This window comes from Streptomyces sp. NEAU-sy36, assembly GCF_013423905.1.
GTDB lineage: Bacteria > Actinomycetota > Actinomycetes > Streptomycetales > Streptomycetaceae > Streptomyces > Streptomyces misionensis.
Genome location: NZ_CP058977.1, coordinates 3,245,103 through 3,272,067 on the forward strand (window position 1 = coordinate 3,245,103; position 26,965 = coordinate 3,272,067).

The 26,965-nt window shown below is 73.8% G+C and carries 26 protein-coding genes; 16 read left to right on the top strand and 10 right to left on the bottom strand.

Features of this window, described 5'->3' with window-relative positions; translation table 11 throughout:
- Positions 1-125 precede the first annotated feature (125 nt).
- Positions 126-977: a universal stress protein gene (locus HZZ00_RS14935; RefSeq protein WP_180333522.1), complete on the top strand. Its 852-nt coding sequence runs from the start codon at positions 126-128 to the stop codon at positions 975-977.
- Positions 978-995: 18 nt separating this feature from the next.
- Here HZZ00_RS14935 and HZZ00_RS14940 read toward each other — a convergent pair whose 3' ends face one another.
- Together HZZ00_RS14940 and HZZ00_RS14945 are read right to left on the bottom strand one after the other, a co-directional pair.
- Positions 996-1,697 (bottom strand): response regulator transcription factor, encoded by a 702-nt coding sequence (locus HZZ00_RS14940; protein ID WP_070024849.1) that lies wholly within the window; start codon positions 1,695-1,697, stop codon positions 996-998.
- A 167-nt stretch (positions 1,698-1,864) separates the two neighbouring features.
- Complete coding sequence (locus HZZ00_RS14945) at positions 1,865-2,527, bottom strand: CBS domain-containing protein (protein WP_180332642.1); 663 nt, start codon at positions 2,525-2,527, stop codon at positions 1,865-1,867.
- A 289-nt stretch (positions 2,528-2,816) separates the two neighbouring features.
- Here HZZ00_RS14945 and HZZ00_RS14950 point away from each other — a divergent pair, with 289 nt between their 5' ends.
- The 6 genes from HZZ00_RS14950 (at position 2,817) to HZZ00_RS14975 (ending at position 11,134) form a co-directional block, all read left to right on the top strand.
- Positions 2,817-3,716, top strand: coding sequence for a universal stress protein (locus HZZ00_RS14950; protein ID WP_180332643.1), 900 nt, complete (start codon positions 2,817-2,819; stop codon positions 3,714-3,716).
- A gap of 143 nt (positions 3,717-3,859) precedes the next feature.
- Positions 3,860-4,726, top strand: coding sequence for a universal stress protein (locus tag HZZ00_RS14955; RefSeq protein ID WP_180332644.1), 867 nt, complete (start codon positions 3,860-3,862; stop codon positions 4,724-4,726).
- A gap of 13 nt (positions 4,727-4,739) precedes the next feature.
- On the top strand, positions 4,740-7,127 hold the full coding sequence (locus HZZ00_RS14960) for a phosphoketolase (RefSeq protein WP_257585803.1): 2,388 nt from the start codon (positions 4,740-4,742) through the stop codon (positions 7,125-7,127).
- An 805-nt stretch (positions 7,128-7,932) separates the two neighbouring features.
- Entirely contained in the window at positions 7,933-9,651 is a 1,719-nt protein-coding gene (locus tag HZZ00_RS14965) for a GAF domain-containing sensor histidine kinase (protein ID WP_180332645.1), read from the top strand.
- A gap of 142 nt (positions 9,652-9,793) precedes the next feature.
- Positions 9,794-10,495 (top strand): CBS domain-containing protein, encoded by a 702-nt coding sequence (locus HZZ00_RS14970; RefSeq protein ID WP_180332646.1) that lies wholly within the window; start codon positions 9,794-9,796, stop codon positions 10,493-10,495.
- 36 nt (positions 10,496-10,531) lie between these two features.
- Complete coding sequence (locus tag HZZ00_RS14975; RefSeq protein ID WP_070024855.1) at positions 10,532-11,134, top strand: hypothetical protein; 603 nt, start codon at positions 10,532-10,534, stop codon at positions 11,132-11,134.
- A gap of 21 nt (positions 11,135-11,155) precedes the next feature.
- On the opposite strand, the gene HZZ00_RS14980 is transcribed toward HZZ00_RS14975, so the two are convergent.
- Together HZZ00_RS14980 and HZZ00_RS14985 are read right to left on the bottom strand one after the other, a co-directional pair.
- Positions 11,156-11,767, bottom strand: coding sequence for a CBS domain-containing protein (locus tag HZZ00_RS14980; RefSeq protein ID WP_180333524.1), 612 nt, complete (start codon positions 11,765-11,767; stop codon positions 11,156-11,158).
- A gap of 47 nt (positions 11,768-11,814) precedes the next feature.
- Positions 11,815-12,273: a cyclic nucleotide-binding domain-containing protein gene (locus tag HZZ00_RS14985; RefSeq protein WP_180332647.1), complete on the bottom strand. Its 459-nt coding sequence runs from the start codon at positions 12,271-12,273 to the stop codon at positions 11,815-11,817.
- A 446-nt stretch (positions 12,274-12,719) separates the two neighbouring features.
- On the opposite strand from HZZ00_RS14985, the gene HZZ00_RS14990 reads away from it, so the two are divergent.
- Entirely contained in the window at positions 12,720-13,013 is a 294-nt protein-coding gene (locus HZZ00_RS14990; protein WP_180332648.1) for a hypothetical protein, read from the top strand.
- A 2-nt stretch (positions 13,014-13,015) separates the two neighbouring features.
- Here HZZ00_RS14990 and HZZ00_RS14995 read toward each other — a convergent pair whose 3' ends face one another.
- The 4 genes from HZZ00_RS14995 to HZZ00_RS15010 all read right to left on the bottom strand — a co-directional run bounded on the left by HZZ00_RS14995 (position 13,016) and on the right by HZZ00_RS15010 (position 15,725).
- A complete protein-coding gene (locus tag HZZ00_RS14995) occupies positions 13,016-13,357 on the bottom strand; it encodes an STAS domain-containing protein (RefSeq protein WP_257585804.1) in 342 nt (113 codons plus the stop codon).
- A 71-nt stretch (positions 13,358-13,428) separates the two neighbouring features.
- Positions 13,429-14,367, bottom strand: coding sequence for an ADP-ribosylglycohydrolase family protein (locus HZZ00_RS15000; protein ID WP_180332650.1), 939 nt, complete (start codon positions 14,365-14,367; stop codon positions 13,429-13,431).
- Between the two features lie 31 nt (positions 14,368-14,398).
- Positions 14,399-15,334, bottom strand: coding sequence for a M48 family metalloprotease (locus HZZ00_RS15005; RefSeq protein WP_180332651.1), 936 nt, complete (start codon positions 15,332-15,334; stop codon positions 14,399-14,401).
- A gap of 7 nt (positions 15,335-15,341) precedes the next feature.
- Positions 15,342-15,725, bottom strand: coding sequence for a BlaI/MecI/CopY family transcriptional regulator (locus tag HZZ00_RS15010; RefSeq protein WP_070024861.1), 384 nt, complete (start codon positions 15,723-15,725; stop codon positions 15,342-15,344).
- A 216-nt stretch (positions 15,726-15,941) separates the two neighbouring features.
- On the opposite strand from HZZ00_RS15010, the gene HZZ00_RS15015 reads away from it, so the two are divergent.
- From HZZ00_RS15015 to HZZ00_RS15035, 5 genes are all read left to right on the top strand, one after another.
- Entirely contained in the window at positions 15,942-16,517 is a 576-nt protein-coding gene (locus HZZ00_RS15015; RefSeq protein WP_180332652.1) for a TerD family protein, read from the top strand.
- Positions 16,518-16,554: 37 nt separating this feature from the next.
- Positions 16,555-17,139 carry a TerD family protein gene (locus HZZ00_RS15020; RefSeq protein WP_070024863.1) on the top strand — a complete coding sequence of 195 codons (585 nt, stop codon included), beginning with the start codon at positions 16,555-16,557 and terminating at the stop codon, positions 17,137-17,139.
- Positions 17,140-17,238: 99 nt separating this feature from the next.
- Positions 17,239-18,402, top strand: coding sequence for a TerD family protein (locus tag HZZ00_RS39055; protein WP_180332653.1), 1,164 nt, complete (start codon positions 17,239-17,241; stop codon positions 18,400-18,402).
- Between the two features lie 122 nt (positions 18,403-18,524).
- Positions 18,525-18,887, top strand: a complete 363-nt coding sequence (locus HZZ00_RS15030; RefSeq protein WP_180332654.1) for a metalloregulator ArsR/SmtB family transcription factor — start codon at positions 18,525-18,527, stop codon at positions 18,885-18,887.
- 311 nt (positions 18,888-19,198) lie between these two features.
- Positions 19,199-20,899: an LCP family protein gene (locus HZZ00_RS15035; RefSeq protein WP_257585806.1), complete on the top strand. Its 1,701-nt coding sequence runs from the start codon at positions 19,199-19,201 to the stop codon at positions 20,897-20,899.
- A gap of 14 nt (positions 20,900-20,913) precedes the next feature.
- Here HZZ00_RS15035 and HZZ00_RS15040 read toward each other — a convergent pair whose 3' ends face one another.
- Positions 20,914-21,783: a class II glutamine amidotransferase gene (locus HZZ00_RS15040; RefSeq protein WP_180332655.1), complete on the bottom strand. Its 870-nt coding sequence runs from the start codon at positions 21,781-21,783 to the stop codon at positions 20,914-20,916.
- A 194-nt stretch (positions 21,784-21,977) separates the two neighbouring features.
- Between HZZ00_RS15040 and HZZ00_RS15045 the strand changes: the two genes are divergently transcribed.
- On the top strand, positions 21,978-22,484 hold the full coding sequence (locus HZZ00_RS15045) for a lamin tail domain-containing protein (RefSeq protein WP_257585807.1): 507 nt from the start codon (positions 21,978-21,980) through the stop codon (positions 22,482-22,484).
- Positions 22,485-22,552: 68 nt separating this feature from the next.
- On the opposite strand, the gene HZZ00_RS15050 is transcribed toward HZZ00_RS15045, so the two are convergent.
- Positions 22,553-23,467 carry a TIGR01777 family oxidoreductase gene (locus HZZ00_RS15050; RefSeq protein ID WP_180332657.1) on the bottom strand — a complete coding sequence of 305 codons (915 nt, stop codon included), beginning with the start codon at positions 23,465-23,467 and terminating at the stop codon, positions 22,553-22,555.
- Between the two features lie 243 nt (positions 23,468-23,710).
- Between HZZ00_RS15050 and HZZ00_RS15055 the strand changes: the two genes are divergently transcribed.
- Both HZZ00_RS15055 and HZZ00_RS15060 read left to right on the top strand, forming a co-directional pair.
- Positions 23,711-24,376 (top strand): ScbR family autoregulator-binding transcription factor, encoded by a 666-nt coding sequence (locus HZZ00_RS15055; protein WP_070024868.1) that lies wholly within the window; start codon positions 23,711-23,713, stop codon positions 24,374-24,376.
- A gap of 263 nt (positions 24,377-24,639) precedes the next feature.
- Positions 24,640-26,823 carry an MMPL family transporter gene (locus tag HZZ00_RS15060; RefSeq protein ID WP_180332658.1) on the top strand — a complete coding sequence of 728 codons (2,184 nt, stop codon included), beginning with the start codon at positions 24,640-24,642 and terminating at the stop codon, positions 26,821-26,823.
- Positions 26,824-26,965: the final 142 nt, after the last annotated feature.

The following is a 26,965-nucleotide window of genomic DNA, read 5'->3' on the forward strand; positions in this document are numbered from 1 at the left end:
GGAAGTCGGATTCCCCGGGAAGGGGACCATGTACCCATCCGCTGGTCCGTCCGGCCGTGTCGGCGTGGAACGGGACGCGTGGGCCGCGCGCCGCTCGCGCGGCCGAGGAAAGGCAGGTGAGAACGATGCCTCTGCCCCTGGTCGTGGGCGTCGACGGCTCCGAGGACGGCCTGTCGGCGGTGGACTGGGCGGCCGACGAGGCGGTCCGGCTCGGGCTGCCGCTGAGGATCGTGCACGCCTCGCTCTGGGAGCGGTACGAGGACCGGCTCCCGTCGCTCGGCGGCGAGCGGCCCGCCCCGCGGGTGATGGCCGAACACATCGTGGCCTCGGCGGCCGAACGGGCGGGGCGGCGCGCCCCGGACCTGGAGGTCGATGCCGCCGTCGTGGCCGACGATCCGGTGGCCGCGCTGCTCGCCGAGGGCGACAACGCCACCGCGGTGGTCACCGCAAGCCGGGGCCGGGGCGGGCTGAAGAGCCTGCTCCTCGGGTCGGTCGCCCTGGCCGTGGCCGGGCGGGCCTGCGGACCGGTGATCGTGGTCCGCGGCGACAGGGCCGGGATCGAGGGCACGCACGACCGGGTGCTGCTCGGCGTCGGAGAGCCGGGCGCCGCGGGAACGGCCGCCCGCTTCGCGTTGCGCGAGGCCGCCGCCCGCCGGTGCGTCCTCGACGCCGTACGCGCCTGGCGCCGGCCCGGCGTACCCGCGGCGACGGAGCGCGACGACGAGGACGAGGCCGCCGCGGCGATCGACGAACTGCTCGGGTCGGTGCCGGCCGGACACCCGGACGTACGGGTCTCCCGCACCGTCCTGGAAGGGCCACCCGGCAAGGTGCTGCTGCACCGGTCGGCCGCCGCCGACCTGCTGGTCCTCGGGGTGCGCAGGGAACACGGCCGCGACGGGCTCCAGCTGGGCCGCGTCACCCACCGACTGCTGCACCACGCCCTGTGCCCGGTGGCCGTCGTCCCCCAACTGCCGTGACGGGTACGGGAGCGCGGGTCAGCGCGCGGAGTGCTCCTTCGCGTCCCGCGGCTCCAGGTGGGAGGCGAGCACGGCGGCCTGGACGCGCCGCTGCACCCCGAGCTTGGCCAGCAGCCGCGAGATGTGGTTCTTGACCGTCTTCTCCGACAGGTACAGCTTCCGGCCGATCTCACGGTTGGTCAGGCCGTCCCCGATCAGCGCCAGGATGTCCCGCTCCCGCGGCGACAGGCTCGCCAGCTCCGGCGGCAGCGACGGCGTCTCCTCGGGGTCGGCCCGCAGCGAACGCATCAGCCGGGCCGTCGTCTCCGGGTCCAGCATCGACTGGCCGGAGGCGACCGTGCGCACCGCGGAGACCAGGTCGGAGCCCTTGATCTGCTTGAGCACATAGCCGGAGGCACCGGCCATGATCGCGTCCAGCAGGGCGTCCTCGTCGTCGAACGAGGTCAGCATCAGACACGCCAGCTCCGGCATCCGGTCGCGCAGCTCACGGCAGACCGAGATGCCGTCCCCGTCGGGCAGCCGGACGTCGAGCACGGCGACGTGCGGGCGCAGGGCGGGGCCCCGGACCAGCGCGTGCGCGGCGGTGTCGGCGTCACCGACGACGGAGATGTCCGGTTCGGCGTCGAGCAGGTCGGCCAGGCCGCGCCGGACCACCTCGTGGTCGTCCAGGAGGAACACCCGGATCGGGTCCTGTGCCGTGAAGGTGCGTGTCTCGGTCATCTCGACCTCTCGTTGCGGAAGCGGCCGTGCTGGCCCGTCACCCGGCCGATCATCGCCGCCGGTCGCCGCGGGCACCAGGGCCGAACGGCCCCATTTCACACGGATGTGCCGACCTGGGCGCCCCCCCAAGAGTGTCATGCCCGGCCGCATCGGGAGCGGCCCACCCGTCAGACGCGCGCCGTCCGCTGACCGGCCGCCAGGTCGAAGCGCACGTCCACGACGCCCTCGACCGCGCGCACCAGCCGGGCGGCCACGGGCACCAGGGAGGTGTCCCGGACCCGGCCGAGCACCGTCACCACACCGTCCTCCACCCGCAGTTCCACGGCCGAGTCCGGCGGCGGGAAGAGCGGTGTCACGATCTCGCTCAGTACCTCCTCCCGGATCTCCCGGTCGCCGCGCAGGAAGACCTTCAGCAGGTCGGCGCGGCTCACCACACCCTCCAGCATGCCGGTCCCGTCCACCACGGGCAGCCGCTTGACCCGCGCCCGGGCCATGATCCGCGCGGCCTCGGCGAGCGTCGCGTCCGCCCGGACGGTGACCGCGGGGGAGGACATCAGGTCTCCCGCGGTGATCGCCTCGCCCTTCGCCAGGTCGGACGGGGGCCGCAGCCGCCGGTAGTCGTCCGACGGGTCGTCCCGCAGCTCCTCCTTGGGCAGCAGATCCGCCTCGGAGACCACCCCGACCACCCGCCCCTCGCCCTCGATCACGGGTACGGCGCTGACCTGCCAGTCCTGCATCATCTCCACGAGCTCCTTGAAGGGGGCCCGCCGGCCGACGGCGGCGACGGTGGTCGTCATGACATCGCTGACGGTGTGCGGGGTGCCGTACATGGTGACTCCGTGGCTGCTCGACGGACGTCCCGGCGGGAGTCGCCCCGGCGGGACTCTCTGTCCCCAGCGTGCGCCGGTCGCCGCCGCTCGGCACAGGGGCCGCCCGGCCCCGCGGCCGGCCGCTCGCGCGGGCCGGTCGGTCCCGGCCCGGGACCAGCGGCCCCTGATCGGCTCGCCGTCCGCGCGCAACGCTGGAATCGTCGCTCTTGTCCCCGAGCGGCGCGGCCCCGGCAGGTGGGACACCGCACGCGGTGGACACCACGGGGTGACAGGCGAGAGGTGGAGAGACATGACCCGAACCGTCACCGCGGGCCTCGACGGCTCGCCCGAGAGCCGGGCCGCCGTCGAATGGGCGGCGCGCGAGGCGGCCCTGCGCGAGCTGCCGTTGAAGATCCTGCACGTGCGGGAGCCGGAGACCGGCGGGGACGCGGACGAGCGCGCGGCCGCCGAGGCGTGGGCCCGGACCGTGCGCGACTGCGCGGAGGGCCTGCGGCTGCGCCACCCCCGCGTCGAGGTGGTCACCGACCAGGTCACCGGCGAGCCTGCCCGCGCCCTGGCCGAGGCCGCCGACGGTTCGGAGCTGCTGGCGCTGGGCTCCCGCGGCCTCGGCCGGTTCGGCGGTTTCCTGATCGGCTCGGCCGGACTCTCCGTCATCGCCCGCACCATGCGTCCGGTGGTACTGGTCCGAGCGGGTGAACAGGCCGCCGACGAGCACCAGCCGGACCCCTCGGGCGTGCCGTCCGCCGCGACCCCCTTCCTGCCCGTTGTCCTCGGCCTCGACATCGACGACCCCGAGGGACCCTGCCGGACGCTGCTGGAGTTCGCCTTCGACGCTGCCGCGCGCCGCGGTGCCGCGGTGCGGGTCGTGCACGCCTGGACCCCGCCGCCGTACGCCGCGTACGGCATCCCCGCCGAACCGCCCGTGGTGCCCTCCTACGGACGCCGGGCCTCGGCCCTGCTCACCGAGGTGCTGCGGCCCTGGCGGCAGAAGTACCCGGACGTCGAGGTGAGCGAGGCGAGCCGGGCCGGCAACGCCGCGCCGGTCCTGGTCGAGGCCGCCCGTGGGGCCTCCCTCGTGGTCGTCGGCCGGCGGGTGCGCACCAGCCCCTTCGGCATCCACATCGGCCATGTCACCCACGCCGTCCTGCACCACGTCGGCGCCCCCGTGGCCGTCGTCGCGCACGACTGAGCGGCCCGTATGCGCGGGGAGGGCCGCATGGCCGAGAAGCGGCGCGTACGGCTCGCATCCGCGGGTGACCCCCTCGACGATGGCCAGTGGTGCCGGATGCCGGCCCGCCGCGCCGTCGACCTCCGCCTGGAAGGGTGAACACGATGGACCTGCCCGTCGTCGCCGGCGTGGACGGCTCCGAGGAGAGCCTGCGCGCCGTGGACCGGGCGGCCGACGAGGCCGCCCTGCGCGGGGCGCCGCTCCGCCTGGTCTACGCCTCGCTCTGGGAACGCTACGAGGGTTCCCTGATCGCCCAGGAGGTCGGCAAACCGGTCGAGGAGGTGATGGCCCGGGACGTCATGGACGCCGCCGAACGCCGGGCCCACCAGCGCCGGCCGGGGCTCGTGGTCACCACCGCCGTGCTCGCCGAGGAGCCGGAGTTCGGGCTGGTGAACGAGAGCAGCCTCGCCCGCTTCGTGGTGCTCGGCTGCCGGGGCCGCAGCGGCGTCGCCGAACTCCTGCTCGGCTCCGTCAGCCTGTCGGTCGCCGCGCACGCCCACTGCCCGGTCATCGTGCTGCGCGGCAGCCCCGAGGAGCCGGCGGCCCCCGGGCGCGTCGTCCTCGGCGTCGCAGGGAAGGGGGCGTGCCCGGCCGCGGTGCGGTTCGCGGCCGAGGAGGCCGCGCTGCGGGGCGTGCCCCTGGAGGCCGTACGGGCCTGGCGGCGCCCCGCGTACACCGCCGCCGGGCATCCGCAGCTCTCCGGCCGGCCCGCCCGGACCCCGGAGGAGGAGGCCGCCGGGGCGCTGGAGGAGGCACTGCGCCAGGACCTCCCGGACGGCCTCCGGGTGCGCCGGCGCACCGCCGAGGGACCCGCCCGGGACGTCCTCGTCGCCGCCTCCCGGGACGCCGGACTGCTGGTCGTCGGCGCCCGGCGCCGCACCGGCCGCTTCGGTCTCCGGCTCGGACGGGTCGCCCACGGAGTGCTGCACCACGCGGACTGCCCGGTGGCCGTCGTACCGGAACCCGCCTGACACCCACCCGACCATGATCGGAGCACCCATGACCCAGGACGCCGCCGGCCCCCTGACCGACGACGAGCTGCGCACCCTGGACGCGCACTGGCGCGCCGCCAACTACCTGGCCGCCGGCCAGATCTACCTCATGGCCAACCCGCTGCTGACCGAGCCGCTGCGGCCCGAGCACATCAAGCCGCGACTGCTCGGCCACTGGGGCACCTCGCCCGGACTCAACCTCGTCTACACGCACCTCAACCGCGTGATCAAGGCGCGCGACCTGGACGCGCTGTGCGTGTGGGGCCCCGGCCACGGCGGTCCGGCGGTCCTCGCGGGCTCCTGGCTGGAGGGCAGCTACAGCGAGACCTACCCGGACATCAGCCGGGACGCCACCGGCATGGAACGGCTGTTCAAGCAGTTCTCCTTCCCCGGCGGCGTGCCCAGCCACGTGGCCCCCGAGACGCCCGGCTCGATCCACGAGGGCGGCGAACTCGGCTACTCCCTCGCCCACGCCTACGGCGCCGCGTTCGACAACCCGGACCTGCTGGTGGCCTGCGTGGTCGGCGACGGCGAGGCGGAGACCGGGCCGCTCGCCACCTCCTGGCACTCCGACAAGTTCCTCGACCCGGTGCACGACGGGGCCGTGCTGCCCGTCCTGCACCTCAACGGCTACAAGATCGCCAACCCCACCGTGCTCTCCCGGCTCCCCGAGGCCGAACTCGACGAACTGCTGCGCGGATACGGCCACGAGCCCCTGTACGTCAGCGGTGACGACCCCGCCGAGGTGCACCGCGCCCTGGCCGCGGCGATGGACGACGCCCTGGACCGCATCGCGCGGACGCAGCGCGCCGCCCGCGAGGACGGGCGCACCGAGCGGGCGCACTGGCCGATGATCGTCCTGCGCACCCCCAAGGGCTGGACCGGCCCCGCCGAGGTGGACGGCGAACCCGTCGAGGGCACCTGGCGCGCCCACCAGGTCCCGCTGCCCGGCGTCCGCGAGAACCCCGCGCACCTGCGGCAGCTGGAGCGGTGGCTGCGCTCGTACCGGCCCGAGGAACTGTTCGGCGCGGACGGCCGGCCGTCCGCCGACGTCCTCGCCTGCGTCCCCGAAGGCACCCGGCGCCTCGGCTCGAACCCGCACGCCAACGGCGGCCTGCTGCTGCGCGAACTGCCGCTGCCGCCCCTCGACACCTTCGCCGTCTCGGTGGAGAAGCCGGGCGCCGCACTGCACGAGCCCACCCGGGTCCTCGGCGACCTCCTGGAAAGGGTCATGGAGGACACCCGGGACCGCCGGGACTTCCGCCTTGTCGGCCCGGACGAGACCGCCTCCAACCGGCTCCAGGCCGTCTACTCGGCCAGCGGCAAGGCATGGCAGGCCGAGGTGCTCCCGGTGGACGAGCACCTCGACCGGCACGGCCGGGTGCTGGAGGTCCTCTCCGAACACCTCTGCCAGGGCTGGCTGGAGGGCTACCTGCTCACCGGCCGGCACGGGCTGTTCTCCTGCTACGAGGCGTTCGTGCACATCGTCGACTCGATGGTCAACCAGCACATCAAGTGGCTGAAGACCTCCCGGCGGCTGCCCTGGCGGGCCCCCATCGCCTCCCTCAACTACCTGCTCACCTCCCATGTCTGGCGCCAGGACCACAACGGGTTCTCCCACCAGGACCCCGGGTTCGTGGACCACGTCCTCAACAAGAGCCCCGAAGTGGTCCGCGTCTACCTGCCGCCGGACGCCAACACCCTGCTGTCGGTGGCCGACCACGTGCTGCGCAGCCGCGACTACGTCAACGTCGTCGTGGCCGGCAAGCAGCCCTGCTTCGACTGGCTGACCATGGACCAGGCCCGCGCCCACTGCGCGCGCGGCGCCGGGATCTGGGAGTGGGCGGGCACCGAGAACGGCGGTGAGCCCGACGTGGTGCTCGCCTGCGCCGGTGACGTGCCCACCCAGGAGGTGCTGGCCGCGGCCCAGTTGCTGCGCCGGCACCTGCCCGAGCTGGCGGTGCGGGTGGTCAACGTGGTCGACATGACCCGGCTGCTGCCGCACGACGAACACCCGCACGGCATGCCCGACTTCGAGTACGACGGCCTGTTCACCACCGACAGACCGGTCATCTTCGCCTACCACGGCTACCCCTGGCTGATCCACCGGCTGGCCTACCGGCGCGCCGGGCACAAGAACCTGCATGTGCGCGGCTACAAGGAGTCGGGCACCACGACCACGCCGTTCGACATGGTCGTGCGCAACGACCTGGACCGCTACCGACTGGTGATGGACGTCATCGACCGCGTCCCCGGCCTCGCCGTCCGCGCCGCCGGCGTCCGCCAGGCCATGGCCGACGCCCGCAGCCGCCACCACGGCTGGATCCGCGCACACGGCACCGACCTGCCGGAGGTCGCGGAGTGGTCCTGGGGAGGGTGAGGCCCGGCCGTGACACGGGGCCGGACGGCCCGGCACCACCGGGCCCCGGCGGGCGGAACCGCTGCGGGCCCTGCGCGCCTCGACCAGCGGGCCGACGCGGCGGGGCGGCGGCGGGATGTCCGGGCCGGCCGCCCGTCCCGTCGCCGCCGTGCGGCTCGCCCGGCGGGCGTGCGCCCGGTCGCGGGGCGGCCGCGGGAGGGCGGGGACGGTCGGCAGCACCAGGTCACCGGGTCCGGGCGGATGCGCACGGCATGGTCCCCGTCCTCCGGCGGCGCCCCGGGTGCGGCGGCGTCTTGAGCCGGGCCGGTTCCGCGGGGGCCGTGACCAGCCGCGCGTGCCCCGTGACCACGACGCTCCAGCGAGACGGGCGTCGAAGGCGATGGCGTCGGCCGCGTGCGCGACGACCACTGCCCGGCAGCCGCAGCGCCTCGGCGCGATCGAGGCAGAGGGGCGCACTGCCGGTCTTCCGTGGGTGTCCCGCCCCGCATGGGCGGAGCGACACCGCGGGGGATCGGTGCCGCTCCTGGTCCCATTGTCACCCCCCGGCCGCGACCCTCGAGAGTGCCGTTCGGACCCCGACCCGGGGCCGTACGGCCCGCACACCGCCGAGTCGTCCCGCGGCGCGGAGGCGAGCCGCGCCGTCCAGGACCGCGCGGCGGCCGCCCGTGCGGCATGTGCCGGCGGCACGAGGAGGTTTCGCGTCGCACGCGTGAAGGCCGCGTGTTCCTCCGGGTCGGGGAGCGGATACCGTGTCCTGAGAACCCGTCGGTTCGATGGCGTGTGCCGATGGGGAGTGGAGGGCTTGGTGACCGGAACGGAGGAGCCCGGCGTGCGGCTGCCGCAGCTGAAGCTGGACGAGCTGCTGGAGGAACTGCAGGCCAGGATCGACGCGGCCCGCGGTACCCGGGACCGGGTGCACAGCCTGCTGGAGGCGGTCCTCTCCGTCGGCCGCGAGCTGGAGCTGGAGCAGGTCCTGCACTCCATCGTGGAGGCGGCGGCCGCCCTGGTCGACGCCGAGTACGCGGCGCTGGGCGTCATCGGACCGGACGGCACGACCCTCGCCGCGTTCCACACCGTCGGCCTGTCCGAGGAGCGGATCCGCCGGATCGGCCCCTACCCGGAGGGCCACGGCATCCTCGGCGAGCTGATCCGCCACCCCGAGCCGCTGCGCCTGCCGAAGATCTCCGAGCACCCCGCCTCGTACGGCTTCCCGCCCGGTCACCCGCCGATGAACACCTTCCTCGGCGTCCCGATCCGCGTCCGCGACCAGGTCTTCGGCAACCTGTACCTCACCGAGAAACGCGGCGGCCTCGACTTCGACGAGGAGGACGAGTCGGTCCTCGCCACCCTCGCCGTCGCGGCCGGCGTCGCCATCGACAACGCCCGCCTCTACGAGGACTCCCGGCTGCGCGAGCGCTGGCTGCTGGCCAGCGCCGAGATCAGCCACAGTCTGATGTCCGGCAGTGAGCGCGCCGAGGCGCTGGACCTGATCGCGGAGCGGGCCCGCGAGAACACCGGCTCGGCCCTCGCCGCGGTCGCGATGCCCATGCCGGACACCGAGTCGCTCGGCGTGGAGATCGCGGTGGGCGCCCAGGCGGAGGCCCACCGCGGTCTGGTACTGCCCCTGCACAACAGCCTCATGGGCCTGGCCTTCACCGCCGCCGCCCCCGTCACCAGCGACGACGTCGCCCACGACGAACGGATCTCGCAGGAGCCGCCGCGCTTCGAGGGCCTCGGCCCCGCCGTCGCCGTGCCCATCGGCACCGGCGAGGGCGGCGCCCGGGGCGTGGTGCTGCTGGCGCGGGAGAGCGACCAGCCGGTGTTCTCCGACAAGGAGACCGAGATGCTGCGGGGCTTCGCGGCGCAGGCCGCGATCGCCATGGAGCTGGCCCAGCGCCGGCAGGCCGCCCAGCAGATCGCGCTCCTGGAGGACCGCGACCGCATCGCCCGGGACCTGCACGACCTGGCCATCCAGCGGCTGTTCGCCACCGGCATGACGCTCCAGAGCGCGGGCCGCTTCATCGAGCACCCGGAGGCCTCCGAGCGGGTCCTGCGCGCCGTGGACGACCTGGACGAGACCATAAAGATCATCAGATCGACCATCTTCGGGCTGCGGGCCCGCGAGGGCGCCGCCGCCGGCGGGCTGCGCGCCCGCGTGGTCAGGGTGGCCGGCGAGGCATCCCCGGTGCTGGGCTTCGCGCCCGGCGTCCGCATGGAGGGCCTGATCGACACCGACGTACCGGGCGAGGTCGCGGACCATGTGGTGGCCGTCCTCTCCGAGGCCCTCACCAACATCGCCCGGCACGCCCACGCCGACCGGGCCGAGGTGCTGCTGGTCACCGACGGCCGCGAAGTGCGGCTCACCGTCCGGGACAACGGCGTCGGCATCCCCGACGGCGGGCGCCGCAGCGGGCTGCGCAACATGGCCGAGCGCGCCCGGCGGCTCGGCGGCCGGCTCGAAGTGGGCAAGGGCGAGCTGGGCGGGGCCACACTGGAATGGCGGGTTCCACTGCCCGGGGCATGACGGGGCGTCGGCACGGGCGCCGCGTGCGGGCGTGGGACCGGTGGGCACCCGTAAGTGCCCGCCCGGCCCATGAAACGGGCCGGGCGGGCGGCCACAGGCTGAACGTGCCGCACCGAGGCACCAGAGCCCCCTGGAGGAAGCCATGGACGGCACCCCGACCGTCGTCGGCGACGTGATGACCCGCAGTGTGCTGGCCCTGCGCACGGGCGCCGGCTTCAAGGACATCGTGCAGGCCATGCGGGACTGGCGGGTCGGCGCGGTGCCGGTGCTCGACGACGCCGGGCACGTCGTCGGTGTCGTCTCCGAGGCGGATCTGCTGCCCAAGGAGGAGTACCGCGACAGCGACCTCGACCGGTACGCCCGGACGCGGCACCTCGCCGAGCTGGCGAAGGCCGAAGCGGCCACCGCGGAACGGCTGATGACCGCCCCGGCGGTCACCGTGGCGCCGGACGCCACCCTCGGACAGGCCGCGCGCATCATGGCGCGGGCCCGGGTCAAACAGCTCCCGGTCGTCGGTCCGGACGGCACCCTGCTGGGCATCGTCAGCCGCTCGGACCTGCTCAAGGTGTTCCTGCGCGGCGACGCGGAGATCGCCGAGGAGGTCCGCGGCGACGTCGTCGTCCGTCTCTTCGGCCCAGAAGCGGCCGGGATCCGGGTGGAGGTGCACGATGGTGTCGTGACGCTCGGCGGCCGGGTCCGCGAGACCTCCCTGGTGCCCCTCGCCGCCCGCCTCGTCAGGGCCGTGCCCGGCGTGGTGGACGTGCGGTGCGCGCTGGCCGGGCCGCCGCGCCAACCCGACCTCGACCCGGATCTGCCGGACGCCGAATCGGCCCGCACCCGCTGACCACGGGCCGCCGGCGCACGAGAGGAGGCGGTGACGATGACGCGGACACCTGCCACGACGGTCAGCCGGGTACGGCTGTGGCGCTGGCGGCGCAATCCGCTGCGCCGGCACAGCGACGTGGTCGAGGCCTGGATCGTCCTCGCCACCTGGATCCTCGTCCTGGTCTGCGGTGTGGTCGCCGGCCTCCTGGCGGCCCGGGCCTCCGCCGCGTCGTACGCCGAACGGCTGGCGCGGGTCCACCCGGTCACGGCGGTGCTCACCGACCCCGCGGCCCCGACCCCGGCCGCCGGGACCGGCTACGACGACGGGCGGGTGTGGGCCACCGTGCGCTGGACGGACCCCGACGGCTCGGTGCACACCGATCGCGCGAAGGTCGTGCCCGGCGCCCCCGCCGGAAGCAGCGTGACCGTATGGGCCAACCGGGCGGACCGTGTCGTCGCCCCGCCGGTGACCGGCGCCTCGGCCGACCTCCAGGCGGCCCTCACCGGTGTGCTCGTCGGCCCCTCTGCCGGTGCGGCCGTGTGGTGCGCGGGGTGGCTGGTGCGCGGCCGGCTCATCCGGCGCCGGATGGCCGAGTGGGACGAGGAGTGGAAGCAGATAGGTCCCCGCTGGGGCAACCTCAGCGGCGGCCGCGGCTGAGCCGCGCGAACCGGACGCGGCTCACGCCCCGCCGAGGTGGCAGTCCAGCCCCACCACGCCCTCGACCCCTCGGATCATCCGCTCCGCCAGCGGGATCCGGGTGGTGTCCGGCACCTTCCCGGTCAGCGTCACCACGCCGTCGACCACGACCACGTGCAACGGCTCGACCGGCGCCGGGAACAGCACGTCCAGCACGTCGCGGCGGATCTCGTCGGCCAGTTCGGCGTCCTCGCGCAGGAACACCTTCAGCAGGTCACCGCGGCTGACCACGCCCTCCAGCACCCCCTCCGGGGTCACCACCGGCAGCCGCTTGACGCGCTTCAGGGCCATGATCCGCGCGGCCTCGGCGAGCGTGGCGTCGGCGTGCACCGTGACGGCGGGCGTGCTCATCACCTCCTCGGCGCTCACCGCCCCGGCCTTGGCCAGGTCCGCGAGCCGGCGCCGCTGGGTCATCCGGTCCGGGTCGCTGTCCCGGAACTCCTCCTTGGGCAGCAGATCCGCCTCGGAGACCACCCCGACCACCCGGCCGTCGCCCTCCAGCACCGGCAGCGCGCTGACCTTCCACCGCTCCATGCGCTCGACGATGTCCTTGAACCGGGCCGTGCGCCCCACCGCCACGACCGCGCGCGTCATCACGTCGCTCACCCGGCTGGGGCCGCCGGGCTTCCGCTCCGGCGCGGTCACCGCTCGCTCCCGCTGCCGTAGGGGGCGTAGAGGTCGAGCAGCCGGACCCGGGAGGCGTGCAGCCGCTGAGCCACCACGCGGCCGACCCACACCGCGACGGCCCGCCCGAACTCCGGGTCGTCGTCGCACAGCGCGCGCACGGACTCGGCGTCGAACTCCCAGGCCCGCACCGGGCTCGTCGCCTCGCCGCCCAGCTGCCAGATGTGCGGCGGGAAGTGCCAGGACCAGCCGACCAGTTCGCCGTGGCCGAGGGTCTCGATGACGGCCGGCCGGCGGCCCGGCACCCGCAGGTCGAGGGCGACGGTGCCGGTGCGCACGATCCAGAAACGGTCGGCGCGCCGCCCCTCCTCGAACAGCCGGGTGCCCGCCGCGAAGGCGACCTCGCGGGCGAGGCTCGTCAGCCGATCGCGCTGTGCGGGGTCGAGCGCCGTGGTCATGGTGGTGGCGGAGGTCATCGCACCGGCTCCCTTCCTGGGTTCGTGTTCCCAGCCTGCGGGCGCCCGGCCGGTGCCGCCACAGGTCGCCCGGACCCGGGCGGGGGCCCTTCGGCCCACGGCGCGCGGGCTCGCGCGGGCCCGCGCGGCACCGGGCAGCGGGCGAGGCGGTGGGGGAGCGGAGAAGGGCGGGGCGGGAAGGGCCATCCGCTTCTCGCGGATCCGGATTGCGCGGTGCGCGGCTGCCGGCCGCTTCCCCGCGTCTGCACGTCCTTCCCGCCGCTACCAGCACAGCACGGGAAACGCCGGCGCACCAGTGCCGCACGGCGCCGCGGCGGCCCGCACCGGGGCCGTACGGCCCCATCCGCCCCGCGCCGCTGCGGGGCACCATGGAAGACAGACGACACTGGACATACAACCCCAAACCCTTGCGAGGGGGCGGATACCCGAGAAGAGAGGCCGAGAGCATGGTCTGGGCATCATGGACCACCCCCGGGGTCTTCACCGGCCGGGGCGGCGCCCGCACCGTCGAGGCGGGAATCCTCACGGGCGACCTCACCGTCCACACCACCTGGGACGGCCGGATGGCCGACGTGGCGGTGCAGTACAGCGGCACCTCCCAGTGGTACACGCTCAGCGGCAGCCCGGTGCCCTGCCGCAGCGAGCGGGGCAGCCGGGAGCTGCATCAGGCGGTGGTCGAGTCGATCAGGGACGACGCCGAGGCCACCGTCCCCCTGTCGCACTCCACCGCCGCGTCGTAGCGTCAGGCGTCCAACGCGGCCCGCACGCTCGGGTAACAGGCGAGCAGGCCGGTGAGGCCGACCATCTCCAGGGTGCGCAGCACGGGCCTGCGCACCCCGGCCAGCCGCAGCCAGCCGCCCGCCTCGTGCGCCTGATGGGCGGCTATGAGGACGTTGATGCCGCTGGAGTCCATGAACCCCACCCCGGAGAGGTCGGCGACCGTGCGCGGCGCCGGGCCGGGATCAGCGGGCATCAACGCGCTCCGGAGCGTGCCCGCGGTCCGGTGGTCGACCTCGCCGGTCACCGTGACCACGGTGACCCCGCCGACCGGGTTCCGGTCGACCGACAGCCCGTCCGGTTCCACTGGTTCGTCGGTGCTCCCACTGCCTGCCACACTTACCTCACGCGTGTCCGAAGGTCCCCGGGCGGACCCGTTCACGTGCCGCCTGCCCCGGATTCCGCCGAGGATGCGGGCCCGTCGCCACCCGTCCCCGGAAGCGGCTCCCGGCGTTCCAGCCACTCGCGTGGCACACCGACGACGCCGGTGCGGGCGGCGACGACGCCGCCCGCGATGGCACAGGTGGTGTCCACGTCGCCGAACCCCTCCGCCGTGGTCCACAGGGCGGAGGCGAGGTCGCCGGGGTGGCGGGCGGCGCACCACACGGCGAACGGGACCGTGTCGTCGGCCCGGATCCGCTGCCCGTTGCCGAGGAGGTCCGCGGCCCGCCACGGCTCGGTGGTGAACGGCACCTCGGCGGCCCGGGCCAGCCCTTCGCGGACCGATCCCGCCGGGGTCAGGGCCGCCACGTCGGCGACGCTCAGGCCGCCCCGCGCGGACAGCGCGGCCGCGACCGCCACCGCGACGGCGCCGGCCACACCCTCGGGATGGGCGTGGGTGACCTCCGCCGAGCGCGTCGCCTCGGTGACGACCCGCTCCGGGTCGGCGTGGAAGAACGCGCCCAGCGGCGCCACCCGCATGGCCGCGCCGTTGCCGAGGCTGCCCTCACCGCCGAACAGTTCGCGCGCGAGCCGCGGCCACTCCTGCGGCGCTCGCAGCAGCCGCGGCAGCAACTGGTGCATCCCGTGGCCGTATCCGCGGGCGGGATCGGCGTCGTAGCCGAGCGCGAAGGCCAGCGCCAGTTCGCGCGGGCGCACCTCCCCGTGGGTGTCCAGCACCCGCAGCAGGGCCAGGGCCATCGCGGTGTCGTCGGTCCAGTGCCAGGGCTCTTCCTCGGGCGTGCGCCGGGCGCGGATCTCGCACAGGGCCTGGCGCGGTTCGCGGAACAGGGGGAACCAGCGTTCGCCGAAGGCGTCGCCGAGCGCCAGCCCCTCCAGGCTGCGGCGGGCGGCGGCCCGGTCCGTGGTGACGGTCATGGCCGTGATTCTCCCCGGCGGCCCGCCCGGCTCACAGGGGGGTGGCCGCGTGCAGCACGAGCAGCAGCGTGAGCGCCGAGTTGGCGGAGAACATGGCGGACAGGGCGGCCCCGGTGGTCGCGGTCCACACCGCGAGACCGGCCGCCGTGAACAGGGACGGCCAGGCGCGCGCGGCCGGGGCCGGTCCGAGCAGGGCGGCGACCCGGCGGGGGAGCGGTCCGGGCGCGGCGAGCGCGGGCAGCGTCGGCGCGGGCGCCCCGCGGGTGCCGGCCAGCGCCGCCCTGCCGATCGCGCGGGCCACCACCCTGCGGCTGCCCACCGCCCGCGCGGCCTCCTCGTCCGCCCATCGCTCCGCCGTGTACGCCACCGCCGTGCACAGCGGCAGCAGGAACGGGTTGGCGCAGGCGGCCAGCCGGGCCAGCAGCAGATGGCGGTGGTGCCGGGCGGCGAGATGGGCGCGCTCGTGCGCGAACAGGGCGCGGCGCTCCCGTGACGTCAGGGACGCGAGCATGGCCGTGGACACCACGATCCGGTCCCGTCGGCCGCCCGGCAGGGCGTAGGCGTACGGCGCCGGGTCCGGCAGCACCGCCACCCGGGTGTCCGGCAGCCCCGTGAGCGCCCGGTGGGCCCGCCGGCGCACCCGCGCATGACGGACGAGGGCACGGCCGCACGCGGCGACGACCGCGAGCAGCGCGGGGATCGCCGCCTTGCCCGTGATCTCGTGCCGGGGCACGCTCTCGCGCACCTCGGGGTCGGACCAGCCGTCCGGCAGCGGATTTCCGGGCAGTTGGGCCGTGCCGACCACCATCAGCAGGGCCAGGCACAGCGTGCTGCACAGCGCCATCACGGTGGCGACCGAGGTCAGCAGCACGGTCGCGGTGCGCGGGTGCAGCCGGGGTTCGGCCAGCCGCGCGATCGGCCAGGCCGTCAACGGCAGCACCAGGGGCAGGAAGACGAAGATTCCCATGCGTGTCTCAGCCGTCGCCCTCGCTGTGCTCCAGCAGTTCCCGCAGCAGTCGCTCGTCGCCCTCCGGCAGCGCGGTGATGAAACTGGCCAGCACCGCCCGCCGGTCCTGCTCGCCGTCCAGGACCCGGCGCATCTTCAGCGCGGCCAGCCCCGCCTCGTCCGCGGCCGGCAACCAGACGAAGGACCGCCCCTCACGCCTGCGGGTGACGGCCTTCTTCGCCAGCAACCGGCCCAGCACCGTCATCACGGTCGTGTAGGCGAGGCCCGCGGCGAGGTGCTCCTGCACCCAGCCCGCGGTCACCGGGCCGCCGGCCTCGTGCAGCGCGGCGAGCACCCGTGTCTCCAACGCCCCGTGCGCCCTGCGCCGGCGGTGCGCGTCCGGCTCCGTCACCCGCTGTCTCCCCTCTGTCACCCGTCCGCCCCGGCCCTGCCTCAACTCCTCGCGCCGAAGGAGCGTCACATCGTACAGAGGGCACGCGCGTGGCCGGATCACGCTCCTCACGCGGGCGCCGTCCGTGCCGTACCCGCATCAACTTCTACAGTGTTGTAGATTCAAGATCGGATCCGGGGGCCGGATCCGTACCGACCGTGCGTGGAAGGACGAACCATGGGTGTTTCCCTGTCCAAGGGTGGCAACGTGTCGCTGAGCAAGGAGGCGCCCGGTCTCAGCGCGGTGCTCGTCGGGCTGGGCTGGGACGTGCGCACCACCACGGGCACCGACTTCGACCTGGACGCCTCCGCGCTGCTGCTGGACGCCTCGGGCAAGGTCGTCTCCGACCGGCACTTCGTCTTCTACAACAACCTCACCAGCCCCGACGGTTCGGTCGAGCACACCGGCGACAACCTCACCGGTGAGGGCGAGGGCGACGACGAGACCATCAAGGTGAACCTGACGGCCGTGCCCGCCGAGGTCGAGCGGATCGTCTTCCCCGTCTCCATCCACGACGCCGAGAACCGCGGCCAGAGCTTCGGCCAGGTCCGCAACGCCTTCATCCGGGTCGTCAACCAGGCCGGCGGAGCCGAGATCGCCCGCTACGACCTGTCCGAGGACGCCTCCACCGAGACCGCGATGGTCTTCGGCGAGCTGTACCGCAACGGCGCGGAGTGGAAGTTCCGCGCGGTCGGCCAGGGCTACGCCTCCGGACTCGCGGGCATCGCCGGCGACTTCGGCGTCAACGTCTGACACCCGCACCACCCGGCGAGCGAGAGGGAGTACACCCGTGTCGGTCAATCTGAGCAAGGGTCAGCGGATCAGCCTCGACAAGGCGGACGGTGGCGCGCTGAGCGCCGTCCGGATGGGCCTGGGCTGGCAGGCCGCACCGCGCAAGGGGTTCCTGGCCAAGCTGGCCGGCACCCGGGAGATCGACCTCGACGCCTCCGCCGTGCTGTTCGCGGGCGGGCAGCCCGTCGACGTCGTCTTCTTCCAGCACCTGGCCAGCGACGACGGCTCCGTGCGACACCTCGGCGACAACCTCGTCGGCGGCGCGGGGGCCGGGGACGACGACGAGGTCATCCTGGTCGACCTCGCCCGTGTCCCCGGCCACGTCGACCAGATCGTCTTCACGGTCAACTCCTTCACGGGGCAGACCTTCGGCGAGGTGCAGAACGCGTTCTGCCGGCTGGTCGACGAGCAGACCGGCGGGGAACTCGCCCGCTACACGCTCAGCGGCGGCGGCGCGTACACGGCGCAGATCATGGCCAAGCTGCATCGCGGGGGCAGCGGCTGGCAGTTGCAGGCCATCGGCGAACCGGCCTCGGGGCGGACCTTCCAGGACCTGCTCCCCGCGATCGCCGCGCACCTCTGAATGTCCGACCGACTTCATGCGCGCGACCTGGAACCGACGCGGGCCGGGACCCGTTGATCATCATGGACGCGTTTTCCGGGGCAGCTGTGGAGGACTTGCATGAGCGCGATCCTGACCAAGGGCGGCAACGTGTCGCTGAGCAGGCAGGCCCCCGGTCTGACTGCCGTGACGGTCGGGCTGGGCTGGCAGGCGGACACCGGCTATGAGCCGGACGCCAGTGCGTTGCTGTGCGACGGCTCGGGGAAGGTGCTGTCCGACGAACACTTCGTGTTCTTCAACAACCCGAGCAGCCCCGACGGTTCGGTCCGGCACTCCGGCCAGGGCCACCCGGCCGACGGGGACGACCAGCGGATCCGGGTCGACCTCGCCCGGCTCCCGGACGCCGTGGAGAAGGTCGTCTTCCCGGTCTCCCTGTACGAGGCGGCGGCCCGCGGCCACACCTTCGAGCAGGTCCACCGCGCCCACATCCGCGTCCTGGACGAGGACGGCGGCACCGAGCTGGCCCGCTACGAGCTGACCGGCGCCGCCCTGTCCGGCGAGACCGCCCTGGTCCTCGGCGAGCTGTACCGGCACGGCGCGGAGTGGAAGTTCCGCGCGGTCGGCCAGGGCTACGCCTCGGGGCTCGCGGGGATCGCCTGCGACTACGGCGTGGACGTGCTGCGGGAGGCGGCTCCGCCGGCGCCGGAACCGGCCCCGCCCGCGGCCCCGGGCCCCGTCCCGGCCGCCGCGCCGGCCCCGGCCCCGGACCTCGCGTCGAAGCCGCCGCAGGCTCCGGATCCGTACGCCGCACCCGCCGTTGCGCCCGCCGTCGTCCCGCCCGCCCCCGTGTCCGCCCCGTCCCCGTATCCCACCGGGAGTTCCCCCATGACCTGTTTCTTCGACCCCAACCACGGCCCGGGCGTGACCACCGTGACCTGGTCCCCGCAGTGGGGCGTGCCCCGGCCCGTCCAGACCTGCGGCGCCTGCGCCCAGCGGGTGCAGACCACCGCGCCGCCCTTCTACACCCCGCCGCAGCAGGGCTACCCCCAGCCCGTGCCCCAGGGCTACCCGCAGCAGGGGTACCCCCAGCAGGGCTATCCGCAGCCGGGGTACGGGCAGCCGTACGACGACCACCACCACCATGAACAGCAGGGCGGCCGCCGCTTCGGCGCGGGCGCGCTCATCGGCGCCGGTGCGGCCGGCCTCGTCGGCGGCGCGCTGCTGAACGAGGCGTTCGACGACGACGAACCGGACGTCGTGGTCAACAACTTCTACGAGGACTGACGCGTCCCGTCCCCCGGCGGCCGTCCGGTCCCGGCGACCGTCCGCGGCCGCTGGGACCGGACGCCTACACTGGGTCGGCGCACCCGCGTCGGCTGTGCGGAGGGCGGGGACGGGAGAGGGCTGTGACGGACAGGGCCGGGGGTCATGACGACCCGCCCGCCGAGGTGCTGGCCGAGGCCGCCGCCGCGTTCGGACTGCTCGCCTCGACTGCCCGGCTGCACCTGATGTGGGCCCTGTCACAGGGCGAGAGTGATGTCACCCATCTCGCCGACCGGGTCGGCGGCGCGCTGCCCGCGGTCAGCCAGCACCTGGCCAAGCTGAAGCTCGCCGGACTCGTGCGCTCCCGCCGCGAGGGCAGACGGCAGATCTACTACATCGACGATCCGGACGTGGTGACCCTCGTCCGTGTGATGGTCGGTCAGCTCACCGCGCGCACCCGGCACAATGCCGCCCCGCTGCGCGGGCTGCGCACAACCGGCGGCTGAGAGAGCCGGGAGCGGCCCCGCCGCCGCGATCATCAGGGCATATGGGCCGGATAAAGAACGGCGCCCGTTCGCCTGGGTCACAGAAGGGGCGCGTAGACTCCCGCTGCCGTACCGCTCGGGCCGGTCGCGTCGCAGCGACGGGGTGCCTCACCTGTGAATCTCGTGTGCATCACTGCTGCTCCGGGCCAGGGGTTTGTTAGATTGCGCAACTACGCAATCGATGCGGGGCGGCATGTCACCACCTCGTACGCCACCGCGCACGCCCGGCCGCACCGTCGGCGGCCCGGCCCGACCGTTCAGGGGAGTGGGAGATGAGCGACCCGTGGGACGGGCAGGCAGGCCAGGCCACGCGCCGCCGGGACCGGCGGGTGCCGGGGCAGCGCGCGGCCGGGCCCGACGCGGAGCGGCCCCAGGGCGGCCGGGCCGCGGCCCGCGCGGCGGCCCGCTCACGCGGCGGCAAGCGTGCCCGCCGGGCCCGTCCGGTGGGACGCGCCAAACGTGTGCTGAAGATTCTCGCCATGTCCCTGTCGGCGCTGATCGTGATCACGGCGGGCGCGGGCTGGTGGTTCTACGACCACCTGAACGGCAACATCCACAGCCTGTCCCTCGACGGCAAGGGCGGCACCGAGAAGGCGGACGCCTTCGGCCGCACCCCGATCAACATCCTGGTGATGGGCTCCGACGGGCGCACCAACGCGGCGGACTGCAAGCTCGGCGGCGGCTGCGCGAAGACAGGTGTGCAGAGCGGCAGCAACGCGGACGTGGAGATGGTGCTCCACATATCCGCCGACCGCTCCAACGCCACCGTGATGAGCATCCCGCGCGACACCATGACCCAGGTGCCGGCCTGCAAGAACAGCGAGAACGGCCAGTCGACGCCCGGCTACTACGGCCAGATCAACAGCGCCCTCCAGTACGGCCCCGCCTGCCAGGTGGCCACCGTCCACCAGCTCACCGGCATCACCATCGACCACTTCGTGAAGCTGGACTTCTCCGGCGTGGTCAAGATGTCCGACGCGGTCGGCGGTGTCCCGGTGTGCGTCAGCGACGACGTCTACGACACCTACTCGCACCTGAAGCTGTCCAAGGGCACCCACACCCTCAAGGGCGTCGCGGCGCTGGAGTTCGTCCGCTCCCGGCACGGCTTCGGCGACGGCAGCGACCTCGGCCGAACGATCTCCCAGCACATCTTCCTCAGCGCGATGATCCGCAAGTTCAAGAGCGCGGGCACGCTGACCGACCCCACGGCGGTCTACGGCCTCGCGGACGCCGCGACCAAGGCGCTCACCGTGGACGACGGCCTGGGCAGCGTGAAGAAGCTGATCGCCCTCGCCTCGGACGTGAACAAGGTGCCCACCAAGCGCATCACCTTCACGACCATGCAGACCGGCGCGGATCCGAACAACGACAACCGCGTGGTGGTGGGCGCCGGGGCCAAGGCCCTCTTCGCCACCATCGCCAACGACCAGTCCCTGACCACCGGGTCCGGCGGCAAGTCCGCGGCGGCCGCGGCCACCAAGAAGCCCTCCGCGCCGAGCGTGCCGGCCGCCCAGATCGCGGTGACGGTGGAGAACGGCACCCCGGTGACCGGCCGCGCCTCGCAGATCGCCACCGCCCTGACCGACCAGGGCTTCAGCTCCGCGACCACGACGGCCAACGCGCCGAGCGCCGCGTCGGCCACCACGCTCACCTACGGCAGCGGACAGAAGGGCGAGGCCCAGACGGTCGCCAAGGCGCTCGGCCTGCCCTCCGGTCATCTGAAGCAGGGCGGCGGCACCGGGCTGACCCTGGTCATCGGCGCCGACTGGAGCAGCGGCACCAGCTTCCCGGGCGGCTCCTCCGCCCCCGCCGACACCAAGTCCGCGGTGTCCGACGCCCACGCCTCCACCGCCGACCAGGCCAAGACCTGCGCCAAGGTCAGCCCGTACAAGACGGTCGAGCTGAACGGTGTCTCCATGACCCCCAGCCAGGCGTACGCACAGGCCCGGAGCAAGCCCGACTCCGACTCCTGAGCGCCCGGGTGCGGTCAGACGGGCCGCTGGGAGGCAGCCGCGTCGGGGCGCAGGTCGGCGAGGGTGAGCGGATGCGCCGGCGGGTCCGGCAGGGCGATCCGGGACGTGGTCCGCAGATCGGGGCCCACGTGCAGCAGTTCACCGGGGGCCAGCAGCCGCCAGTGCGGGTTCTCGTCCATGCGCTCGCTGGCCACGACGACGGACGGTGAGCCGGCCAGGGCCGCCGAGTGCACCCGCAGCCTGCCGTGCCGGCCGGTGTGGTCGAGATGGCGTGAGCCGTGGTGGCCGCCGGCCGGCCGCTCCAGGACGTACAGCTCATGGGTGGCGGGATAGCGCAGGGCCCACAGCTCGCCGGGCGTGACGAGGATGACGTTCAGTGCGAACAGCGGCAGATTCGCGGCGACCCAGCGCGCCGCGGTCAGCAGCCCGGCGGACACGTCATCGCCGTGTGCCTCGGTCTCCCGGGTGACGAGGGCGAAGAAGCGCTCGGAGTCGGTGTCGCCCCGCACCAGGGAGCGGTCCGCGCCCAGGTGACGGTCGAGCAGGTCCAGTCCCTCGATCACCCCGTTGTGCGCGAACAGCCGCCCGCGCTGCTCGAACGGGTGCGTGTTGCGGACGTCCAGGCCGCCGGTCGAGGCGTAGCGGATGTGCGCGAGGAAGGTGGCCGACTCCTCCTCGCGGGCCTCCTCGGCGAAGGAGCGGTCCTCGTAGGCGGCGATCGGGGCCTTGTGCACCTCGGGTGTGCCGTCGGGCGTGAAGTATCCGAGCCCGGTGCCGTCCGGCTCGCGGTGGCTCTGCGCGCTGAGGCTGTCGGGTGCCTCCAGCAGCCAGAAGGTGGCGTGCGTGCGCCGGGGGGAGCTGGTCAGGCCGAACAGTCGGCACACGATGTCCTCCGAACAAAGGTCAATCTGTTCATACCCGAGACAACCGGTGGATACCGGCAGGAGTCATGGAAACGCGAAGGAACGGCAATGCGTTTCGTTTTCCCCCCGGAACCGTCCGGAAAAACCGCAGAGTTCGGATGTGCGGCCACCCGGTCGTCACCAGCACCACACACCCTGCGAAAAGGGGGACCTCCGTGTCCGTTTCCGTTCTCCCCGCCTTCCGCCGTCTGACCGCCGCCTCCGCCGTCGCGGCGGCCGTCGTCGGCGCCACCGCGCTGCCGGCCGCGGCCGCCGGCCATCACTCGGGCCGTGCGCACGGCGTGGTGTACATCAGCGGCGTCCGGTACGACTCCACGGGCCGGGGCGCGCGTTCCAACGCCGCACTGAACCGGCAGTGGGTGGCCGTGAGCAACGAGTCGCGCCGGGCGGTCAGCCTGAACGGCTGGACGCTGTCCGACGCCGCGGGCCGCACCTTCACCTTCCGCCACTACTCGCTCGGTGCTCACGCCACCGTCCGCGTCCACACGGGGGTGGGCCGTGACACCCGTACCGACCTGTACCAGGACCGGCGGTCCGAGGTGTGGCGCAAGGCGGACCGCGCCAAGCTGCGCAACGACCGGGGCCGTCTCGTCGACGAGATCTCCTGGGGGCAGCGCCGCGTGGTGACCCACCCGCGCCCGGGCGGCCACCACCACCGCTGAGCCCGATGACGCGGGCGGTGTGCGGCCCCCGGGCGCGGCACACCGCCCGCGTCGCGGCCGGCTGCGGCTCAGTCGGCGCCGTGGAGCACCGACTCCAGCGCCTGCTCGAAGTGCGGGTGCCGGAACGTGAAACCCGCCTTCAGCAGGGCGGTCGGGACCACGCGCGCGCTGTTGGTGATGCTCGTGGCCAGGTCGCCCAGCGCCGCGCGCAGCGCGAAGGAGGGCACGGGGGTGAGGGCCGGGCGGTGCAGGGCGCGGCCCAGTGCCTGCGTCGCCGCCCGGTTCGTCAGCGGATGCGGCGCCGTGAAGTCGACCGGCCCGGACAGCGACTCGGTGCCGAGGGCGAACCGCAGGGCCGCGACCTGGTCGGTCAGCGAGATGAACGGCCAGTACTGGTCGCCGGAGCCGAGCCGCCCGCCCAGGCCCAGGCGGAACAGCGGCAGCATCCGCCCGAAGGCACCGCCCCGGGCGGAGACCACCAGGCTGGTGCGGGGGTGCACCACCCGGATGCCCGCCTCCCGGGCCGGGCCCGCGGCGGCCTCCCACTCGACGCAGACGGAGGCCAGGAAGTCGGTTCCGGCCGGAGCGCTCTCGTCCGTGATCCGCTCGCCGGTGTCGCCGTAGTAGCCGGTCGCGGACGCCGACACCAGCACCCGCGGGGGCACGGCCGAGGCGGCGCAGGCCCGGGCGATCGTATGGGTGCCGTGCACCCGGCTGTCCCGGATCTCCCGCCGGTACGCGGCCGTCCACCGCCGGTCCCCGATGCCCGCCCCGGCCAGGTGCACCACCGCGTCCGCGCCGTCCAGCGCCCCCTTCGCGAGCACGCCCCCGGCGGGGTCCCAGCGCGCCGACTCGCTGCCGTCGCGCGGGGCGTGGGACGAGGAGGCCCGCATGAGCCGGACGACCTGATGGCCGTCGGCCAGCAGCGAGCGGACGAGGGCGGAACCGATGAGTCCGGTGGATCCGGTGATCACGACGCGCATGGCGTCCTCCAGGGGCGGGCGTCGAGACGACGCGGTGGCACCGCGGTCCGAACCGGACGCGGGGGCCGGGCGAGCGGGAGTCGGCAACCCGGTTCCCCGCGACCTCACTTGTCTCGCCTTATCACATCCCGGTCGGCCGCGCGCGACCGACCCCCGCTCGACCGTGTCCGGACACCTTTTCGCCGGGTGACCGTGGGGTAGGGTACGAGCTGTTTGGTTTAACGTTCAGCTTGAGGAGGGTCCATGGCTCAGCAGGAGCGAGCTGTCCGGACCCGACGCGCCGTCCTCGAAGCCGCCGCCGCGGTCTTCGCCGAGCGCGGCTACGCGGCGGCCACCATCGCCGAGATCCTCAACCGGGCCGGCGTCACCAAGGGCGCCCTGTACTTCCACTTCGACTCCAAGGCGGCCCTCGCCCGGGGCGTGCTCCAGGAACAGATATCGACGGAGTACCACGTCCCCCGCGAACTGAAGCTCCAGGAATGGGTGGACGCGGGCATGACGCTGGCCGACCGGCTGCCCCGCGAACCCCTGCTGCTGGCCGGCGTCCGGCTGTCGGCCGACCTCCGGGGCCGGAACGTCTTCGGCAGCGCCTGGCCCGCCTGGGCCGAGTTCACCGCGGCCCGGCTGGCGGAGGCCAAGTCCAGGGGCGAGGTACTGGCGCACGTGGTGCCCGAGGAGTCCGCGCAGGTCTTCCTCGGCGCGTGGACCGGAGTGCAACTGGTCTCCCAGGCCCTCGCCGACTGGGCCGATCTGGACGAGCGCATGGCGGCGCTCTTCGACCACCTGCTCCCGGCCATCGCCGTCCCGTCCGTCCTGGACCGGCTCGACACCGCCCCGGACCGGGGCGCCCGGGTGATCGCCGAGGTGCGCGGCCGGTCCCGCACCGCCCTGGCCGGCACGCGGGCCTGACTTCCGCTCAAACGAAAGGCCGTCACACGGGCGTCGGCACGGGGGAATGCGCGCGCGCCCTTTTTCCGGAGGTGTTTGGTCCGTTTCAAGTGCGGTACCGGGCAACGGGAATCCAGTGCGAAGAACATATCTTCGGTCACTACGATGTGACCGCTAAGACAACTATTCGACCGGCTCGTCTCGCAGCGGCCGGTCGGGGTCGCCGATGCCAGGGACCGCTCCCCGGGCTGCGGTGATCTTCCTTCCCAGGAGGACCCTCCCGCATGTTCCGACGTATTGGCGCTGCCGTCGTCCGGCACCCGGTCTGGACGATCGTGGCATGGCTGATCGCCGCGGTGGCGATCGTCGCCACCGCCCCGGGCCTGCCCTCGAACAGTGACGAGAGCAGTTTTCTGCCCAAGAGTTACGAGTCGATCAAAGCCGCGGACCTCCAGCAGAAGGCGTTCCCCAGCGCCTTCACGCCGTCCGCGATCGCGCTCTACCAGCGCACCGACGGCGGCCGGCTGACCGCCGCCGACCAGAAGGACATCGCCCGGATCACCACCGAACTGGGCGAGAAGAAGATCGATCAGGTGCAGAAGGTGGTCCCCGGCCCGCCGTCGAAGGACGGCAGGTACGCCCTGACCCTGGTTCAGATGGACAGCAAGAACGCCGGCCAGCCCAAACAGGCCGACGCGGCCAAGACGTTGCGCGACGACGTCAAGCAACTGGCCAAGGGCACCCACCTCGACGTCAAGCTGGGCGGGTCGGCCGCACAGGCCCTCGACCAGCAGGACTCCTCCAAGCGCGGCCAGGCGCTGATCGGCTTCGGCACCTTCGCCATCATCCTGGTGACCCTGCTGATCATCTTCCGGGCGCCCATCCTGGCCGTCCTGCCCCTGGTCCTGATCGGCCTCGTGTCGGCCGTCGCCAACGGACTGATCGCCTACGCCACCAAGCTCTTCGGCCTCCAGGCCAACAGCTCCATCTCGTCCATCCTGATCGTGGTCCTCTTCGGCGTCGGCACGGACTACTTCCTGTTCCTGATGTTCCGTTACCGCGAACGCCTGCGGGCCGGCGACGAACCCAAGGAGGCCATGGTCAACGCGGTCGGCCGGGTCGGCGAGGCCATCGCCTCCGCCGCCGGGGCGGTCATCATCGCCTTCCTCGCGCTGGTCCTGTCCACACTGGGCTTCCTCAAGCAGATGGGCCCCGCGCTCGCCATCGCGGTGGCCGCCACCCTGGTCGCGGGCCTGACCCTGATCCCGGCCGTGGTCTCGCTGATCGGCCCCAAGGTCTTCTGGCCCTCCAAGTCCTGGCAGAAGGAGCCGGAGAACGCCCGGTTCGCCGCGCTCGGCCGCGCGGTGCGGCGCCGTCCCGCGCTGACCGCCGTCGCCTCCGGACTCGTCCTGCTCGCGCTGTCGGCCGGCACCCTCGGCTACAAGGCCACCTTCGACCTGGCCTCGGGCTCGATGCCCAAGACCAAGGAGTCGATGGTCGTCCAGGACCAGATGCAGAAGGCGTACTCGGCGGGCGCCGCCGCGCCCACCGACGTCTACCTCTCCAGCACGGACGGGAAGCCGCTGGACAAGAGCGGCTTCACCGCGTACTCGCGCAAGCTCGGCTCGGTGGACGGCGTCGCGGCCGTCCGGATGAGCCAGCTCAACAAGGACGGCACCACCGCGGACTTCACCGTGACCCTCAAGTACGAGGCGTCCACGGACCAGGCGATCGACGCCGTGCAGCGGGTGCGCGACGCCGCGCACGCGGGCGCGCCCGCCGGCACCGAGGCGCTGGTCGGCGGCATGTCCTCGATCTACAAGGACATCGACACGGCGGTCAACCACGACTACCGCACGGTGTTCCCCGTCGCCGCCGTCCTCATCATGGTCATCCTCGGTCTGCTGCTGCGCAGCGTGGTGGCCCCCTGGTACCTGATGGCCTCGGTGGGCCTCGGCTTCGGTGCCACCCTGGGTGCCACGGTGTGGATCTTCCAGAAGGGGGAGGGGCACTCCGGCCTGATGTTCATGCTCCCGGTGATCATGTATCTCTTCGTGGTCGCCATCGGCACGGACTACAACATCCTCATGATCGCCCGGCTGCGGGAGGAGGCCCGCGAGGGCCGCGAACCCCGCGAGGCGGCCGGCATGGTGCTGCGGCACGCCGGGCCGACGGTCGCCGCGGCCGGCTTCATCCTGGCGGCCACCTTCGCCACGATGATGCTGGCGGGCAACTCGCTGCTCACGGAGATGGGTTTCGCGGTCTCGTTCGGCATCGCGATCGCCGCGTTCGTGATGGCGATGTTCTTCACCCCGAGCCTCACCGCGCTCATCGGCCACGCGGCCTGGTGGCCGGGCCACGGCGACCGTGCCGAGCAGGACCCGGCCGCTCAGGCCGCGGCCGGCTCCGGGCAGCTGCCGGGTGCCCGTGACGCCTCCGCCCACGATCCGGCGGGCCGCGGCCGCTGACACCGGGCCCCGGCCGACGAGGGGGCACACCAGGGCGTCCGGCCCCGGTGTGCCCCCTCCGCCGTGGGCGGGCAACGCACCAGCGCGCCCCCGTCCACCGCCGGACGGCCCCGTTTCGAGCGGTGCGTCCGCGGTACCCGGA